Annotated in this window: 14 protein-coding genes; 7 read left to right on the plus strand and 7 right to left on the minus strand. The window is 66.8% G+C overall.

All coding sequences use genetic code 11. The features are described from left to right. Window positions 1-56 precede the first annotated feature (56 nt). Window positions 57-845 (plus strand): pantoate--beta-alanine ligase, encoded by a 789-nt coding sequence (gene panC, locus IT540_RS12120; protein ID WP_291178025.1) that lies wholly within the window; start codon window positions 57-59, stop codon window positions 843-845. 4 nt (window positions 846-849) lie between these two features. Here panC and IT540_RS12125 read toward each other — a convergent pair whose 3' ends face one another. Both IT540_RS12125 and IT540_RS12130 read right to left on the minus strand, forming a co-directional pair. Next, on the minus strand, window positions 850-1,788 hold the full coding sequence (locus IT540_RS12125) for a DMT family transporter (protein ID WP_291177908.1): 939 nt from the start codon (window positions 1,786-1,788) through the stop codon (window positions 850-852). 224 nt (window positions 1,789-2,012) lie between these two features. Next, complete coding sequence (locus IT540_RS12130) at window positions 2,013-3,167, minus strand: DUF6569 family protein (protein WP_291177911.1); 1,155 nt, start codon at window positions 3,165-3,167, stop codon at window positions 2,013-2,015. Between the two features lie 446 nt (window positions 3,168-3,613). Here IT540_RS12130 and parE point away from each other — a divergent pair, with 446 nt between their 5' ends. Further along, the gene (parE, locus tag IT540_RS12135; protein ID WP_291178028.1) at window positions 3,614-5,584 is read left to right on the plus strand and encodes a DNA topoisomerase IV subunit B; all 1,971 of its coding nucleotides are present in this window, start codon (window positions 3,614-3,616) and stop codon (window positions 5,582-5,584) included. 4 nt (window positions 5,585-5,588) lie between these two features. On the opposite strand, the gene IT540_RS12140 is transcribed toward parE, so the two are convergent. Then, the gene (locus IT540_RS12140) at window positions 5,589-6,050 is read right to left on the minus strand and encodes a cupin domain-containing protein (RefSeq protein ID WP_291177913.1); all 462 of its coding nucleotides are present in this window, start codon (window positions 6,048-6,050) and stop codon (window positions 5,589-5,591) included. A 134-nt stretch (window positions 6,051-6,184) separates the two neighbouring features. Between IT540_RS12140 and IT540_RS12145 the strand changes: the two genes are divergently transcribed. After that, window positions 6,185-6,667, plus strand: coding sequence for a hypothetical protein (locus IT540_RS12145; protein WP_291177916.1), 483 nt, complete (start codon window positions 6,185-6,187; stop codon window positions 6,665-6,667). A gap of 11 nt (window positions 6,668-6,678) precedes the next feature. Here the strand turns inward: IT540_RS12145 and IT540_RS12150 are convergent, their stop codons facing one another. Both IT540_RS12150 and IT540_RS12155 read right to left on the minus strand, forming a co-directional pair. Beyond that, window positions 6,679-7,194 carry a hypothetical protein gene (locus IT540_RS12150; RefSeq protein WP_291177919.1) on the minus strand — a complete coding sequence of 172 codons (516 nt, stop codon included), beginning with the start codon at window positions 7,192-7,194 and terminating at the stop codon, window positions 6,679-6,681. Window positions 7,195-7,322: 128 nt separating this feature from the next. Further along, window positions 7,323-7,556, minus strand: coding sequence for a hypothetical protein (locus tag IT540_RS12155; RefSeq protein WP_291177922.1), 234 nt, complete (start codon window positions 7,554-7,556; stop codon window positions 7,323-7,325). A gap of 378 nt (window positions 7,557-7,934) precedes the next feature. Between IT540_RS12155 and IT540_RS12160 the strand changes: the two genes are divergently transcribed. After that, window positions 7,935-9,728 (plus strand): hypothetical protein, encoded by a 1,794-nt coding sequence (locus tag IT540_RS12160; RefSeq protein WP_291177925.1) that lies wholly within the window; start codon window positions 7,935-7,937, stop codon window positions 9,726-9,728. 1 nt (window position 9,729) lies between these two features. Here IT540_RS12160 and IT540_RS12165 read toward each other — a convergent pair whose 3' ends face one another. Continuing rightward, window positions 9,730-10,569 (minus strand): alpha/beta fold hydrolase, encoded by an 840-nt coding sequence (locus IT540_RS12165; protein WP_291177929.1) that lies wholly within the window; start codon window positions 10,567-10,569, stop codon window positions 9,730-9,732. Between the two features lie 119 nt (window positions 10,570-10,688). Then, window positions 10,689-10,904, minus strand: a complete 216-nt coding sequence (locus IT540_RS12170) for a hypothetical protein (RefSeq protein ID WP_291177932.1) — start codon at window positions 10,902-10,904, stop codon at window positions 10,689-10,691. A gap of 253 nt (window positions 10,905-11,157) precedes the next feature. On the opposite strand from IT540_RS12170, the gene creD reads away from it, so the two are divergent. From creD to IT540_RS12185, 3 genes are all read left to right on the plus strand, one after another. Next, window positions 11,158-12,570: a cell envelope integrity protein CreD gene (gene creD, locus IT540_RS12175; protein ID WP_291177935.1), complete on the plus strand. Its 1,413-nt coding sequence runs from the start codon at window positions 11,158-11,160 to the stop codon at window positions 12,568-12,570. 115 nt (window positions 12,571-12,685) lie between these two features. Next, window positions 12,686-13,354, plus strand: a complete 669-nt coding sequence (locus IT540_RS12180; RefSeq protein ID WP_291177939.1) for an aquaporin — start codon at window positions 12,686-12,688, stop codon at window positions 13,352-13,354. Window positions 13,355-13,722: 368 nt separating this feature from the next. Beyond that, a complete protein-coding gene (locus tag IT540_RS12185; RefSeq protein WP_291177942.1) occupies window positions 13,723-15,285 on the plus strand; it encodes a DEAD/DEAH box helicase in 1,563 nt (520 codons plus the stop codon). The last annotated feature ends 52 nt before the right edge of the window (window positions 15,286-15,337 follow it).

Below are 15,337 nucleotides of genomic sequence, written 5' to 3' on the forward strand. Positions count from 1 at the left end.
CGGGCACGAAACGGAAAGAAGGCAAACACGTGGAGTTAGTCCGCACAATCAATCACTTGCGGGCCGAGGTCGCGCAGTGGCGCGGGGCCGGGCAATCGATCGCGCTGGTGCCCACCATGGGGGCCCTGCACGCGGGACATATCTCGCTCGTCGGCGCGGGGCTCGCGTCTGCGGACCGGGTGGTGGTGTCGATCTTCGTCAACCCGACGCAGTTCGCGCCGCACGAGGACCTCGCACGCTATCCGCGCGACGAGGCGGGCGACGTGGCCAAGCTCGCGGGGGCGGGCGCGCATCTCGTCTGGGCGCCGGCAGTATCTGAGATCTATCCGGATGGCTTTGCGACGCGGATCGTGCCCGAGGGCGCGGCGCTGCCCCTCGAGGGCGCCTTCCGGCCGCACCATTTCGGCGGCGTGGCGACGGTGGTGTGCAAGCTGCTGCTCTCGGCCATGCCGGACATCGCCCTCTTCGGCGAGAAGGACTACCAGCAGCTCGCGGTGATCCGACAGATGGTGCGCGATCTGGCACTGCCGGTCGCCATCCACGGCGTGCCGACGGTACGTGAGGATGACGGGCTCGCGCTCTCCTCGCGCAACGCGTACCTCTCCGAGAATGACCGCTACATCGCGCCGATGCTACACAAGGCGCTGTCGGAGGTGGCGCGCGGGCGCGATCCGCGGGAGGCGGCGGACGCCCTTCTGGTCGCGGGCTTCACGAAGGTCGATTACCTCGAGGTCCGCGACGCCGAGACGCTGGCGCCGTTCGATCCCGCCGCGGGGCGGCCGGGACGCGTGCTCGGCGCCGCCTGGCTCGGCTCCACGCGGCTGATCGACAACGTGGGGTTCTGAACCCTTAGCCCGACGCCGGCCTGCGGGTGGCGAGCCAGATACCGAGGGCGATCAAGGCGATGCCGGCGAGGTTGTAGGCGTGCAGGCGCTCGCCGAGCAACAGAACGGCGAGGATGGTGCCGAACACCGGCACGAGATGCACGATCAGCCCCGCCGTATTGGCGCCGAGAAGCGCGACGACGCGGTTGAAGGCCAGGTAGGACAGGATCGAGGCGAAGATGGCGACGTAGCCGATGGCGAGGATCGAGACCGTCGAGATGGGCAGCGGGCGCACGAGCAGAGTCTCGCCGATGTAGAACGGCAGCAGCAGGGTGGCGCCGATCGCGAAGGTGGCAAAGGCGAAGCTCAGGCCGTGCACGGCCGGGCGCAGGCGCAAGAGCGCCGTATAGACTGCGTAGGTCACGATGGCCGCCAGCATCCAGAGATCGCCGCGGTTGAAATCGAGGCCGAGCAGGATCGCCGGATCGCCGTGCGAGATGAGCGTTAGCGCACCGGCGAGCGAGAGGGCGATGCCCGCGGCCTGACGGCCCGTCAGCGTCTCGCGGAAGATCAGGAAGGTGGCGATCACGACCACGATCGGCATCGTGGTCTGCAGCATCACGAGGTTGATGGCCGTCGTCGAGTGGGCGCCGATGTAGAGCAGCGTGTTGAAGATGCTGATGCCGAGCGCGCTCAACAGCAGCATGGTCGGCCACTGCCGCACCATGACGGCGGCGTCGCGGCGCAGATGCGGCCAGGCGAGCGGCGCGATCAGGACGGCCGCGACCGTCCAGCGCCAGAAGGCGAGCGCGATCGGCGGAATCTCGTCGGCGATGGAGCGCGCGACGATGGCATTGCCGGCCCAGAACAGGCCGGGCAGCAGCATCAGGAACCGCGGCTCGTCGGCAAGCGCGGCGAACCATGTGGCGCGAGGCGTCGGCGCGCCTTCTTGTTGTTTTTGCATCGCTTGGAAGCGTCCATTCTCGGCGGGAGGTTCCCGGTTTCAGTCAGGCTGATACCAGAGCCGAGCCTCGTGCGGATCACAAAAAAGCAGCTTTGGCGACGTTTCGGCGCACGGAGCTGTGTCGACACAGGGAAAACGGGACTGCGCCGCCCGGCACAATCCCGCATTTGCCTTAGTTTCCATGGATGAGCGGCTCGGGACCGGGGCTTTCCTGGTCCTCGCACTCACTTCTTCAACAGGTTCATGTGCAGCAGCGCGCCGCCCTTCATGCGCGACGCGAACGCCTCGGTCTTCTCGCCGTCGGTGACCTCGAGGCTCAAGGCGTCGTTGAGCGCCTGCTCGTGCTTCTTGCCGGTCTCGGCATCCTTCAGGAAGGCCTCCACATCCGCCTTGGCGGGCTCGGCGGCCTTCGTGTCGTCGCGCCGTGCGATCGCTTCCGTCGCCGCGGCGTTCAGGTGCTTGGTCCAGAACTTCCTGAACAGAGCGTTCGAGGGGTAGATGTCGGCACTCTTCAGCTCGCCGTTGACCGCGATCACGAGGCCAATGACCTCGCCCTCGCTCTCGCCGCGCGGCTTCAGGGCGTCGACGTAGGCCGCCTGCGCCTTGGCGAGCTTCTCGTTCTCGAGCGCAAGCTGCAGGCTTGTCGGCGATGCGGCCGCGGCTACTTCCGAGTCGAGATTGGCGCCGAGTGCGCTCTGCATGCGCGCGACATTGCGCCAGACCTCGCCCTGGGCGTCGGGGGCGACGGGCTGTCCGGCGTGCGGCAGGGTGTTTCCCCTATTGTTCAACCTGTCCGCGTCGAGCGTCTGCACCGGCAGGCTTGCGCTCTGCTCGTCCACGGATCCCGTTACGACCGGCGCACTCGCGGCCGCGACCTCGGTCTTCTGCGCGATGCGCATGGCGCGCTTGCCTTCGAGGGACGGCATGAAGGTTTTCGAGCTGGCAAAGGTCGCCACCTCCTCGTTGCCGCGCGCCGACCAGCGCCCGCGCTCCACGCAGTAGGAGGAGATCGGCACGCGGCCGGACTTCGGCGGCACGAGGATCGTCACCGTCAGGACGCGATCCTGCTGGCCGCCCTTGACGATGTCGCCGGCGTGCACGAGCACCGCCTCCTCGCCGGTGTTCTCGATCTCGAGCTCGCTCACCTGCTGCGTCTCGTGCACCTTGACGCCACCCTTCTCCAGCGCCTCGTCCAGCGTCAGGGGAACGGGGCCGGTCTCCGACCGGCCTTTGATGAAGTAGATCGCGAGATTCTCGTGGGTGATCGGGTCGGCGACCCGGCGTGCCTCGCTTGCCGGGGGAGCGCCGAGCGCAGGGAGGGCGACCAGCAGTGCAAAGATCGAGGCGAGAAAGGGGGCAATCAGAGATCGATCGGTCATGCGTCAAATCTCCTGGATAAAACTTTTGAAACAACGTCGTCTGATAGTCCTTGTCTGCGGCGCCTCTGCGGGCGCGCGGTGACCGAACTCCGGCATTGTGGTGACGGGCCTGCAGCGGGACGGCGGCTCCCCAGTGTCGCACCAAGTCACCGGGCGCCGGGGGGCGGAAATCGTCCTTGCCTGTGGCGGCTTGGCACCCGGGACCATATTTTCGGGGATGAACCGATGCGCTCGGGGCACGCGCATGGCTCCGCCATGACGTGGAAAAATGCTCCGGTCTTGCCAACCCACGGCCGGCCGTGCCACCTCTCGGCCGACACGACAACCCAGAGATTCGGGCCCCGAGTCCGTCTTGCGTTGCGCCGCGGGGCCACGCCTTCCAAGGCACGAGGTGACGACGCATGGCCCACTCGTTCCGTGATCTCTTCTCGAGCCTGACACAGAGCATGAGCGACAAGACCAACCGCGCCCGCAAGATCAGCGATGCGTCCGAAGCCTATACGGCTGCCGACATCGAGGTCCTCGAAGGCCTCGAGCCCGTGCGCCGGCGCCCCGGCATGTATATCGGCGGCACGGACGAGAAGGCGCTGCACCACCTCTTCGCCGAGGTCATCGACAACTCCATGGACGAGGCGGTGGCGGGACACGCCGACTGGATCGACGTGCGCCTCGACGCCGACGGCTACCTGTCGGTGACCGACAACGGACGCGGCATCCCGGTCGATCCGCACCCCAAGTTCAAGAACAAGAGCGCGCTCGAAGTCATCATGTGCACGCTGCACGCCGGCGGCAAGTTCGAGGGCAAGGCGTACAACACCTCCGGCGGCCTGCACGGCGTCGGCGTGTCGGTGGTCAATGCACTCTCCGACGTGTGCGAGGTCGAGGTGGCGCGCGGCCAGCAGCTCTCCCGCATGACGTTCTCGCGCGGCGTGCCGCAGGGGAAGCTCGAGAAGCTCGGGCCGGTCATGAACCGGCGCGGCACGAAAGTTCGCTTCCACCCCGACGAGGCCATCTTCGGCAAGGGGGCGCACTTCAAGCCGGCGCGGCTGTTCAAGATGGCGCGCTCCAAGGCGTATCTGTTCGGCGGCGTCGAGATCCGCTGGAGCTGCGATGCCTCGCTGATCAAGGACGACACGCCGGCCGAGGCCGTGTTTCACTTCCCCGGCGGGCTCAAGGACTACCTGGCCTCGGAGATCACCGGGCAGACGCTGGTCTCGAAGGACATCTTCGCCGGCAACGTCGAGCGCGAGGGCAAGCACGGCTCGGTCGAGTGGGCGGTGGCGTGGGTCGCGGATGCGGACGGCTTCTGCCGCTCCTACTGCAACACGATCCCCACTGCCGAGGGCGGCACGCACGAGAACGGCTTCCGCTCCGCGCTCTCCAAGAGCCTGCGCGAGTTCGGCGAGCGCGTCGGCAACCGCAAGGCGGCGCAGATCACCGCCGAGGACGTGATGGGCACGGCGGCGGCGATGCTGTCCGTCTTCATCCGCGAGCCCGAGTTCCAGGGGCAGACCAAGGACAAGCTCGCCACGCAGGAGGCACAGCGGATCGTCGAATCGGCCGTTAAGGACGCCTTCGACCATTGGCTGACAGACAGCCCACAGCAGGCGACGCGGCTTCTCGAATGGTCGATCGATCAGGCCGAGGAGCGCTTGAAGCGCCGGCGCGAGAAGGAGATCGGCCGCCAGTCCGCAACGCGCAAGCTGCGCCTTCCCGGCAAGCTCGCCGACTGCTCGATCCAGCAGGCGGGCGGCACCGAGATCTTCATCGTCGAGGGCGACTCGGCCGGCGGCTCGGCCAAGAGCGCGCGCGACCGCGAGACGCAAGCCATCCTGCCGCTGCGCGGGAAGATCCTCAACGTCGCCAACGCCTCATCGGCGAAGCTGTCGCAGAACCAGTTGCTCTCGGATCTCATCCAGGCGCTCGGCGTCGGCACGGGCTCGAAGTACCGCGATGACGACCTGCGCTACGAGCGCGTGATCGTCATGACGGACGCAGACGTGGACGGGGCGCACATCGCGTCGCTGCTCATCACCTTCTTCTACCAGGAGATGCCGGAGCTGATCGAGAACGGGCATCTCTTCCTGGCCGTTCCGCCGCTGTACAAACTCACGCACGGCGCCAAGTCCTTCTATGCGACGACGGAGGAGCAGAGGGATGCGCTGCTCAAGAGCGAGTTCGCGCACAATGCCAAGGTCGAGATCAGCCGCTTCAAGGGCCTGGGCGAGATGAACGCCCAGCAGCTCAAGGAGACGACGATGGACCCCAAGCGGCGCACGCTGCTCCGGGTCGAGATCGGCGATGACGACCGGAGCCTCATCGCGGATGCCGTCAACGCGCTGATGGGCTCCAAGCCCGAGGCGCGCTTCCGCTTCATCCAGGAGCGCGCCGCGTTCGCGAAGGATCTCGATATCTGAGGAGCTAGGTCGCGCGCGCCGGAGCCTTTGTCTCGGACATCAAACGGGCGATGGCCTCGTCCGCCAAGGCTTCCAACTCCGGAAGCAGCACCACGCTCTCCTGCTCGTTGGGGTCTGTGCGCGCGATGACGGCGGATACCGGCTTGCCGCTCACGTTGATCGGGAGATGCGGCACGCCGGCGGGGATGTAGACCAGATCGCCCGCCCTGGTGACGGTTTGGTGCTGGAGGCGGTCGCCGTGAAGCGTGATCGCCTCGCCTTCCAGGATGTAGATCGCCGTCTCGTGGCTCTCGTGCAGATGCGCCTTGGCTCGGGCGCCCGGCGGGATGGTGAGCAGGTGCATGCAGATATGCTTCGATCCGACGGTCTCGGCGGCAATGCCGCAGAAGTAGGTCAAGCCCTGCTTGCCGTCGTAGGTGTCGGCTGCGCGTACGACCCGACAGGCCGCCTCCGATGCCGTGCTCATTGAAAGGTCTCCAAGCTCGAACACTTCTTCGAAACGCACCGTATCACGAGGCGCGGCTCTACGGGCCGTCGTCTGATGATGTTATATTGCCCCGCTTGCCGTGCCACCCGAGTGTGCTCAAGCGAGGTCTTCCCGTGCATACGCTTACCACCCTGATCGTCCTTGCAGCGGTCGTCTCAGCCGTGGGCGGCCTGATCGCCCTCATCAATTTCGTTATCGCCCGATATTCCGACGATATGGCCGCGATCGTCGCTGTGTGCGTGATCACTTTCCTCGTCTTGGCGTGGTTCGCACTGACCGAGAGCATCAGCCGCGATCTCGGATGGGGCGGGGTGTCTCAAATGACGTCCTGGTCGCCGCGGCAGACGCTGATGGCCGCCAGTTTGGCCATCGGCATCAGCGGGCTCGTCACCAACTATCTCACACAGCGCCCACCGCCCGGGCCTGGCGAAAGCCCTGCCGACCGCTCGCCGCCGCCCGCAGAGCCGAAAGAGGGCGCCAGCCTTGTCGGAACCGTGGTGCGCACGCTCACGTCTCCCGGTGCCGGCGCGCTGCAATGCGTGATCTCGGTCGTCGGCTTTGTCTGGCCGATCCTGTCCGAGATCCTGCCGCGATGACGGCGTGCGCCTCAGCGTCCGCTGTGGACGTGATTCAGGACGGTCGCGTCGTCGAAGCCGAGCCGGCGTCCCAGCTCAACGGCACGCCTCTCGCTCGCATAGGAGGACCAGCGGATAACCCACAGGGCCGCGAGGCAGGCGAGGATTTGACCGATAGTCGGCCACGCTTCCCTTCCCTCGGTCAGGGATGGGTACTCCCACATCTCCCAGAGGTAGTACCCGTCCCTGAGGATGATAATGATGAGGGCGATGTTGGCCCAGGCATAAAGCAGCGATCGCAGGTTGAAGCCGAGCTTCGCGCTGCGGAAGCTGTTGCCGCCGACCAGGAAATCGATCGACTTCGCGGTGCGGTACCTCAACGGAGCGTCCCGGCGAAGGGCCATGTCGTTCTGATCCTCGACGACAAGGTGCGTCCCCATGGGAATGAGCGGGATGTAGAAGAGGTGAATGAACTGCGTCGCGACGTAGAAGAGGCCGGGAACGCGATCGATCTTGCCGTAAAAATTCTGTCCCCCGAGCATGAACATGACAATCACCCGAAGTTAAATACCTGAAGTATGCAGGCACATTAACTCCGTGTAGGTACGATTGTCCAGGTGGTGGTTCGGCGGGTTCGAGTGGGCACTTATGGCGGCGGCGCGGCGGTGGCGGTCGTCTAGGATGAGCTGCCGGAGAGGACTGCGTCCACGATCGGCACGCAAATCACCTCGGTGTTATGCGCGTCGATCACCCGCAGCTTCCAACCCAACCACTTGTCCTCCCTGGCCAGCTCGCGCGCCATCGCAACGGCGTAGGATTTTACGCCTCCGGCATCCGCGAACTCCCTGCCCCGGTGGTCGAGGTGAATGTTCGTTTCGCTCTCCAAATGAAAATAATAGCGCATGTCCAAGGCCGATCTCGTCCAGTCGCAATGGAATTATTGGGGTTTCCCTCGGGACGCGCCGGCATCGCTCGGAAGGAGCCTTGCGGACGTGCCGAAACAGGGTGTTTGAGGGACGCCTATCGCGCGGTCGCGAAGGGCACGGGGGGACTCGATGGGGGTGTCGCCCACAGTGCCCTTCGCCCGGAACCCCGCTGCGAAGCCGTGCGGGAAGCTAGGCGACAGATCCGACGGCCGATAGTATGACACCGTTACTTACCGTTACATCCAGGCGTCGGCCGTCGGCACCCGCGCGAGAAAAGTGTTCTTTGCCAGACGGTTGATTACCTTCCGCCGAGCTGTTGCACGCCTGCTTCCCCAGGCAGGATTTCGATCGGATCTGGTGACATGGCTCCCGAGCGCGCCGCCATCGAACGTCAGCTCGACGCGATTTTCGCCTCGGATGAGTTCTCCTCGGCGCCTAAAATGCGGGCTCTCCTGCGCTATCTGGTCGATGCGACGCTGGCCGGCGATGCGGACCGCCTCAAGGGCTATGCGATCGGGGTCGACGTGTTCGAGCGCGGGGCCGCGTTCGACCCGGCAACGGACCCCATCGTGCGCGTGCAGGCGGGGCGCCTGCGCAAGCTCCTCGAAACCTACTATCGCACGGCCGGGCAGGACGATCCGATCCGCATCGAGATCCCCAAGGGCGGCTACGCCGTCGCGCTCACGACCGGCCAGGCCGAGCCGGCAGCGGACGGGGACGGGGTGGCCGCGGCCCAGGCACCCAGCGCGCTCCCGATCGAGGCGCAATCCGAAACGCTCGGCCGATGGACCCACGGCAGCCGCGCCCAGCTCGCGCTCGCAATTGCCGCATGCGCGCTCGCGGCGCTCGCCTTCCTTGCGATCCGATCGTTCTCCGATCGCGGCACGCCCGTTCCGCCGGCGCCGATCGCGAGCGGCGCGCCCGCAGCCATGGACGCCATCACGCTCGCGGTGCTGCCCTTCACGAACATGTCGAACGACGCCTCCAAGGCCGGATTCGCCGACGGCCTCACCGACGCGCTCACAACGGCGCTGGCGCGGGTCAAAACCATCTCGCTCGCCTCGCGCACGTCGGCGTTCCAGTATCGCGAAGCCACCGACCTGCGCCTCGTCGGGCGGGAGCTCGGGGTGCGCTATATCCTGGAAGGCGCCCTGCAGCACGACGGCGAGCGCATGCGCATCAACGTGCAGCTCATCGATGCCGCGACGGGCGCACACCTTTGGGCGCAGGACTACGACCGCCCCGCGAAGGACGAGCTTGCCCTGCAGAGCGAGCTCGTCACGACGCTCGCGGCCGAGATCCGCCCGCAGCTCTTCAGCGCCGCCAAGCGGGCGATGGCGGCGTATCCGGCCCAGTCGGCAACGGCGTGGCAGCTCTATATGCAGTCGACCTGGATGCCCGGCGAAGCGCGCAACGACCTCGCCTGGGAGAAGGAGCGCGTCGCGCTCGCGACCCGTGCCCTCGAGATCGATCCGAACCTCGGCCAGGCGCATTCCGTTCTGGCCGACAAGCTGGCCTTTCTCGCCAACGTTGATCCGCCCTCGGATACGGAGGCGGCGCGCCGCCACGCGTTCGAGCACGCGCGCCGGGCCATAGAGCTGGCGCCAGGTGATCCCGACGCGATGTTCAATGTCTCGATCCACCACTGGCACGCGGGGCGCACCCTGGAGTCGCTCGACGCAACGCGGCGCACGCTCGAGCTCGACCCGCACCACGTGCTCGCACGCTTCCTCGTGAAGGGCATTCCCTACACCTGCGCGGAGGTGCCCCAGGCGGTCATCGACGACCTCGCCACCTTCGACGCCGCGATCTCGCCCGACAATCCGGTCCGCTGGGTGACGCTGTACTGGATCAGCCGGGTCTACCTCAACAACAACGACCTCGAGCGAGCACACGATGCGGCGCGGCGCGCGGATCAGGTCTTCCGCTCGCCGGACTCGTTCTACCAGCTTGCCGCCATTCTCGTTCAGCTCGGCGAGCCCGAGGCGGCCGTGGCGCAGATCAACCAGCAGCGCCAGAACTGGCCGAACCTCGATCCTCGCCATTACGCCGAGGTGACTATCGCGCGTCGCTGCGGGGGTGCGCCCAAGGCCGCGTTTCTCCGCCGCATCTACAGCGACCTCGCGGACGCCGTCGAGGCGGCGCGGGGCGGTTGAGCTACGCCTCGGATCGGAAAGCGTGCGTGCCGCGGGTGGCCGCGATGCCGGCTTCGAGCGGGTCGAGCCAGCGGAGAAGTGCGTCCGCTGCCATCCGCCAATCGGGATCGAGCATCACGGTGTGCGAGAGGCCGGGCCGCCATTCCGCCCCCACGCCGTACCAGAGTGCGGTTGCCCATATGTCCTGCCGGCGGATGAACCGGTCCTCCGTCGCGCCCATGACCAGCATCGGCGGCGCCTGCCATGCCAGCGGCGCGAAGGGGCGCAGGCCCTGCAGCTCGAAGCCGATCAGCGCGCTCTCGCCGCCGGCGCGGGCGGCAAAGCGCGCGAACGCCGCGGGGTCGATGCGGTTCGAGAACAGGCCCTCGCGCAGCACCTCGCTATCGGCCTCATGCACGCCAGCAGCCAGCATGGCCGACAGCTCGCGCCAGAGCCGCGGCTGCGACCACATCATGGCGACGTTCGCGGCCATCAGCCCGCCCGGCGGCACGGACATGAGCAACGCGGCTCCTGCAAGGCTCAGGCCCGACCGGATCGCGTTCTGGACCACGGCGCCGCCCATCGAGTGCCCGACGGCCACGACAGGCCGGGGGATGGATGACGCCACCTCCTCGAGGTCGGCGGTGTAGTCGGAAAGGGTGAGGCTGTGCAGCCGGTCGCGTCCGCAGCTTCCTCCGTGGCCGCGCAGGCTCACCGCGTGCACGTTGTAGCCGGCCTCCGCCAGGTACGGCATGACGTGCGGCTCCCACACCCAGGCGCCGACGAAAATGCCGTGAACGAGCAGGATATCCAGGCTTCTGGGCCTGCCGAGGCCCGAAGCACGCAGGACTTCGAGGCTCATGAGGCTCCTCAAGACCGACTGACCGCAGGCAGGCATTACCGACCGGTGTCACGCGTGGTGCAACGGCCAATGCGTCGCATCCGCGGGCGACGCGTTTCGATCCGACGTGGCCCTTGGCTTCAATCACCGCGGCGCTGCTTCCTGGCCCAATAGATGGCGAAGACAGCAATCCAGAATAGGAGCGCGGCCACGTCCATGAGCGTCGAGAGCTCGCGCAGGCTCCGGTTCCACGGCTGGTCCGGCGGGCCGAGCAGGGCGAGCACGCCCGCGATCACGCCGACCGTGAGGCACAGGCCGACGCCCACCCAGGCAATCCTGATCGCGCGCTTCGTCATGACCGTCGCTCTCCGGCCGCTCTCAGCGTGGGGATACCCACTTGCGAGCTGCTCCGTTCAACGTACCACGAGCGGCCATCCGACGGAAGCACCCGCAAGGTGTGCTGGAAACTTCCGCCAAGTTCCGGAATTCGGGTGCCTGACCGAACTTACCGGCCGATGACGCGCCTGCCCGCCGGGATCGTCCGTTCTGCCTCAAATCCGCCCGCAGAGCCTTCGAGAGACGAAGCGCACAGCGGACGAAGGAGCACATATGTCGGACATAGTTCAGTCGGCAGGGCGGGTGGCTCGCAGCCCGGCGTTCAAGTTCTTCCTGATCTCGTTCCTGATCCTGCTCCTGCTCATTCCGCTCTTGATCGTGGCGGCGCTGGTCTCGGAACGCGAAGGGCGCTCGCGCAGCGTGACGAGCGACGTGGCGCGCACCTGGGGCGGCATGCAGGCGCTCACCGGTCCGTTCCTGGTGGTGCCCTACAGCGTGCGCATCGAGACGCAAGAGGGAGACAAGGTGATCCAGCGCATGCAGGAGCGCCGCGCCGTCTTCCTGCCCGAGGAGCTCAACGTCGCCGGCGACGGGAGGTCCGGCGTGCTGCACCGCTCGATCTTCGACGTCAACGTGTACACGGCGACGCTGGCCATCGACGGCAGCTTCGCCGTGCCCGACATCGCGGCGGTGGATCCGAACGCGATCTCGGTGCGCTGGCGCGACGCGACGTTCGTGCTGGCGCTCAGCGACGTGGCGGGGCTCAAGGAGGCGGCAACGGTTCTCATCAACGGACAGGAGACGTTGCCGTTCGCGCCCAGCGTCGGCGTTCCCGGCAGCAACATGAGCGGCATCCATGCCAAGCTTTCGGCCGCGCCTTCCGCCCTTTCAGGCGACAGCCCACCGAGCGCCTTCCGGTTCCATGCCGACCTGCATTTCACGGGCTCCTCGTCGCTCAACTTCGCACCCGCGGCGCGCGAGACACGCGTCGAGCTCACATCCGACTGGCCGCACCCGAGCTTTTCCGGCGCGTTCCTGCCGATCGAGCGCACGATCAAGGCCGACGGCTTCTCGGCCAAGTGGCGCGTGCCCCATCTCGCGCGTAGCGTCCCGCAGGCGTGGAGCCTGGGGGACGGGGGCCTAGACCGCTTCCTCACGTATCAGTTCGGCGTCTCCTTCCATCAGCCGGTCGATTTCTACGATCTCGTCATGCGTGCGGTGAAGTACGGCATCCTGTTCCTCGCCACGGGCTTCATGGGGGTGTTCGTGCTCGAGCTGCTTTCGGACAAGCGCGTGCATCCCGTGCAGTATCTGTTCGTCGGCCTGGCGATGGTGTTCTTCTACGTGCTGCTGCTGTCGCTCGCGGAGCACTTCGGCTTCACGACGGCCTATGTCATCGCGTCCGCGGCGACGGGCGGCATGCTTGCAACCTATGTCGCAAAGGCGCTTGGCAGTGCGCAGCGCGGACTGATCATGGCAGGGCTGTTCGCGCTCCTCTACGGCTTCCTCTATCTCATCCTGCGCCTCGAGGACTACGCGCTGCTGGCCGGCGCCCTGCTCGGATTCGCCGCGCTCACCGTCGTCATGTTCACCACGCTCAAGGTCGACTGGTCAGGGCTCGGCGGCCTCAGCAATGCGGAAAAACCTGAGGCCGGCGAAGGCACCCCTGCGCCCGGCGTGGTATGAAGCGGCGCTGGCACCGCACGATTCGCAACCGAAAGGAGGCGCGGCGACCTACCTGCCATCCAAGAGCGGCATCGGCGTGCTGCCAGCTTGGGGAAGACGCAGGGAGACAAACAAAATGAATATCAAGGCACTCGTTGCCGAGTTCATCGGCACGTTCATGCTGACTGGTGCCGTGCTCGGCGCCGCGTTCTACTCGTTCGGAGCACCGGCAGGCGCGGCCGGCATCATTGGCGTCGCGCTCTCGATCGGCATCACGGTCTTTGCGACCGCGCGGGCGATCGGGCACATCTCGGGGGGCCATTACAATCCGGCCGTGACACTCGGCCTCGTGGCTGCTGGACGCTTCCAGCTCGGCGACGCCGTTCCCTACATCGTGGCCCAGTGCCTCGGCGCCATCGCCGTCACCGCCGTGTTCGCGGCGATCGGCAATGCGCCCGCGACCTACGCCGCGAACGGCTACGGCAGCCTGTCGATGATCAACGCCAGCCTCACGAGCGTGCTCATCATCGAGGTGGTGCTGACGGCGTTCTTCCTGATCGTCATCCTGGGCTCGACGCGCGCCAGCGCACCCGCGGGCTCCGGACCGCTTGCGATCGGCCTCACGCTGACCGCGATCCACCTGATGTCGATCCCGGTCTCGAACACGTCAGTCAACCCGGCGCGGAGCCTCGGGCCAGCCGTGTTCGCGGGCGGAGAGGCGCTGACGCAGCTCTGGGTGTTCATCCTGGCACCCATTGCCGGCGCCGTGGTCGGGGCCTTGATCTACCGTTGGCTCGACGAATAGGCCGTTCGCGGATCACCGCGATCCGCCTCGAAAGGCTTTGAAATTGCGCCCAAATCGGCGGCCGCCTCAACCCGGGCGGCCGTTTCTTTGCGACGTGCGACTTTTACGCCGCTGAAAAGTCCCTGTTTTTTCTTGATTTTTAAGGGGGTGTGTGCGATCTCGGCGTCGGCTCGGGCGCAGGGGCTTCGATCTCAACGATTCCATTTGTCCCTTTTCGAGCCCCCAATTCTGTATTTGCCCGCTTGCGGCAATCGCCATTCCCCTGCGCTCTCGTCGTCTTGAAGCTGCGCCCGGAGACCCTTTTGGGTTCGCCTTCCGGCTGCAAGCGCGCGCAAGACCTAAGAGATCGTTGATGGAGACTTGGTTTTTTGGAAACGAAGACGTTCGCTGAGCTGGGGCTCAGCCAGAAGGTGCAGGCCGCGATCACCGCGGCCGGCTACACGAATCCGACACCCATTCAGGCTGCAGCCATTCCGGTCGCCGTAACAGGCCGCGATGTGCTCGGCATCGCGCAGACCGGAACCGGCAAGACCGCCTCGTTCGTGCTGCCGATGATCACGCGGCTCGAGACGGGACGCGCCAGAGCACGCATGCCGCGCTCGCTGATCCTGGCGCCGACGCGCGAGCTTGCCGCCCAGGTGGCGCAGAGCTTCGAGAAGTACGGCGTCAACCACAAGCTCGACGTGGCGCTGCTCATCGGCGGCGTGTCGATGGACGATCAGGTACGCAAGCTCGACCGCGGCGTCGACGTGCTCATCGCGACACCGGGGCGGCTGCTCGACCACTTCCAACGCGGGCGGCTGATGCTGATGGGCGTCGAGATCCTCGTCATCGACGAGGCGGACCGCATGCTCGACATGGGCTTCATTCCCGACATCGAGAAGATCTGCAACCTCTTGCCGCCGCGCCGGCAGACGCTGTTCTTCTCCGCCACCATGCCGCCCGAGATCACGCGGCTCGTGAACCAGTTCCTGCGCGACCCGGAGCGGGTCGAGGTGGCCCGGCCGGCGACGACGGCCAAGACCATCACGCAGAGCTTCCGCTTCGTGTCCGACGGCGAGGATTGGGTGAAGCGCGAGGTGCTGCGCGACATGATCCGCAGCGACAACGTCAAGAACGCCATCATCTTCTGCAACCGCAAGCGGGACGTGGCGATCCTGCTCAAGTCGCTCCTGAAGCACGGCTTCAACGCCGGGGCCTTGCACGGCGACATGGACCAGAAGAGCCGTATGGAAACGCTCGACAAGTTCCGCAACGGCGACATCACGCTGCTGGCCGCGAGCGATGTGGCGGCGCGCGGACTCGATATCCCGGACGTGTCGCACGTGTTCAACTTCGACCTGCCGTGGCAGTCGGACGACTACGTGCACCGCATCGGTCGCACGGGACGCGCGGGCAAGGAAGGCATCGCGCAGTCGATCGTCACGCCGGACGAGCTGAAATCGCTCAAGGACATCGAGAAGATGCTCGGCGAGCCTGTGGCCTGGATCGGCGAGTCGCCGACCGAGCAGGACTTCGCGGAGTCCGGCAAGCGCCGCAGGGGCCGTGGGCGCGGGGCGCGCCCCGGTGCACAGCGCGAAAGCGGTTCGCGCGGTCGCGGCGAGCGGCCTGCCGCGAGCAGCCGACCGGAGCATGCCGCCGAAGCCCGGCCCGGCAAGGGCGCGCGCGAGGAAGGCCGCGAGCAGCGGCGCTCCGAGGGACGCCGCGAGGGTGCAAGAACGCAGGCTCAGCCGCAGCCGAAAGCACCGAGACCGGAGCCCCAGGCGACCAAGCGCGAGGAGCGGCCCGCAGCAGCAGCATCGCAGGCGCCGCGTCCGCGGCCCCGGCCTGTGGATGCGGAGCCCGCGAAGGCCGCCGTTGGCGCGTTCGCCGGCAATGTGCCGGCGTTTCTGAGGCGGCCGGCGCGGCCGGCCAAGGCGGCCGGCGAATAAGGTCCCGCCCACCTGTTGCATCGATATCTGGTGCACTGCTCCGCAGGCGCGC

Source organism: Hyphomicrobium sp. (assembly GCF_020852195.1).
Taxonomy (GTDB): domain Bacteria; phylum Pseudomonadota; class Alphaproteobacteria; order Rhizobiales; family Hyphomicrobiaceae; genus Hyphomicrobium_C.

Excerpts from the sequence above, each read along its gene's own strand:
- IT540_RS12125 (WP_291177908.1), bottom strand. The coding sequence starts at position 1,788 with ATGCAAAAACAACAAGAAGGCGCGCCGACGCCTCGCGCCACATGGTTC.
- IT540_RS12130 (WP_291177911.1), bottom strand. The coding sequence starts at position 3,167 with ATGACCGATCGATCTCTGATTGCCCCCTTTCTCGCCTCGATCTTTGCA.
- parE (WP_291178028.1), top strand. The coding sequence starts at position 3,614 with ATGAGCGACAAGACCAACCGCGCCCGCAAGATCAGCGATGCGTCCGAA.
- IT540_RS12140 (WP_291177913.1), bottom strand. The coding sequence starts at position 6,050 with ATGAGCACGGCATCGGAGGCGGCCTGTCGGGTCGTACGCGCAGCCGAC.
- IT540_RS12150 (WP_291177919.1), bottom strand. The coding sequence starts at position 7,194 with ATGTTCATGCTCGGGGGACAGAATTTTTACGGCAAGATCGATCGCGTT.
- IT540_RS12160 (WP_291177925.1), top strand. The coding sequence starts at position 7,935 with ATGGCTCCCGAGCGCGCCGCCATCGAACGTCAGCTCGACGCGATTTTC.
- IT540_RS12165 (WP_291177929.1), bottom strand. The coding sequence starts at position 10,569 with ATGAGCCTCGAAGTCCTGCGTGCTTCGGGCCTCGGCAGGCCCAGAAGC.
- IT540_RS12170 (WP_291177932.1), bottom strand. The coding sequence starts at position 10,904 with ATGACGAAGCGCGCGATCAGGATTGCCTGGGTGGGCGTCGGCCTGTGC.
- creD (WP_291177935.1), top strand. The coding sequence starts at position 11,158 with ATGTCGGACATAGTTCAGTCGGCAGGGCGGGTGGCTCGCAGCCCGGCG.
- IT540_RS12180 (WP_291177939.1), top strand. The coding sequence starts at position 12,686 with ATGAATATCAAGGCACTCGTTGCCGAGTTCATCGGCACGTTCATGCTG.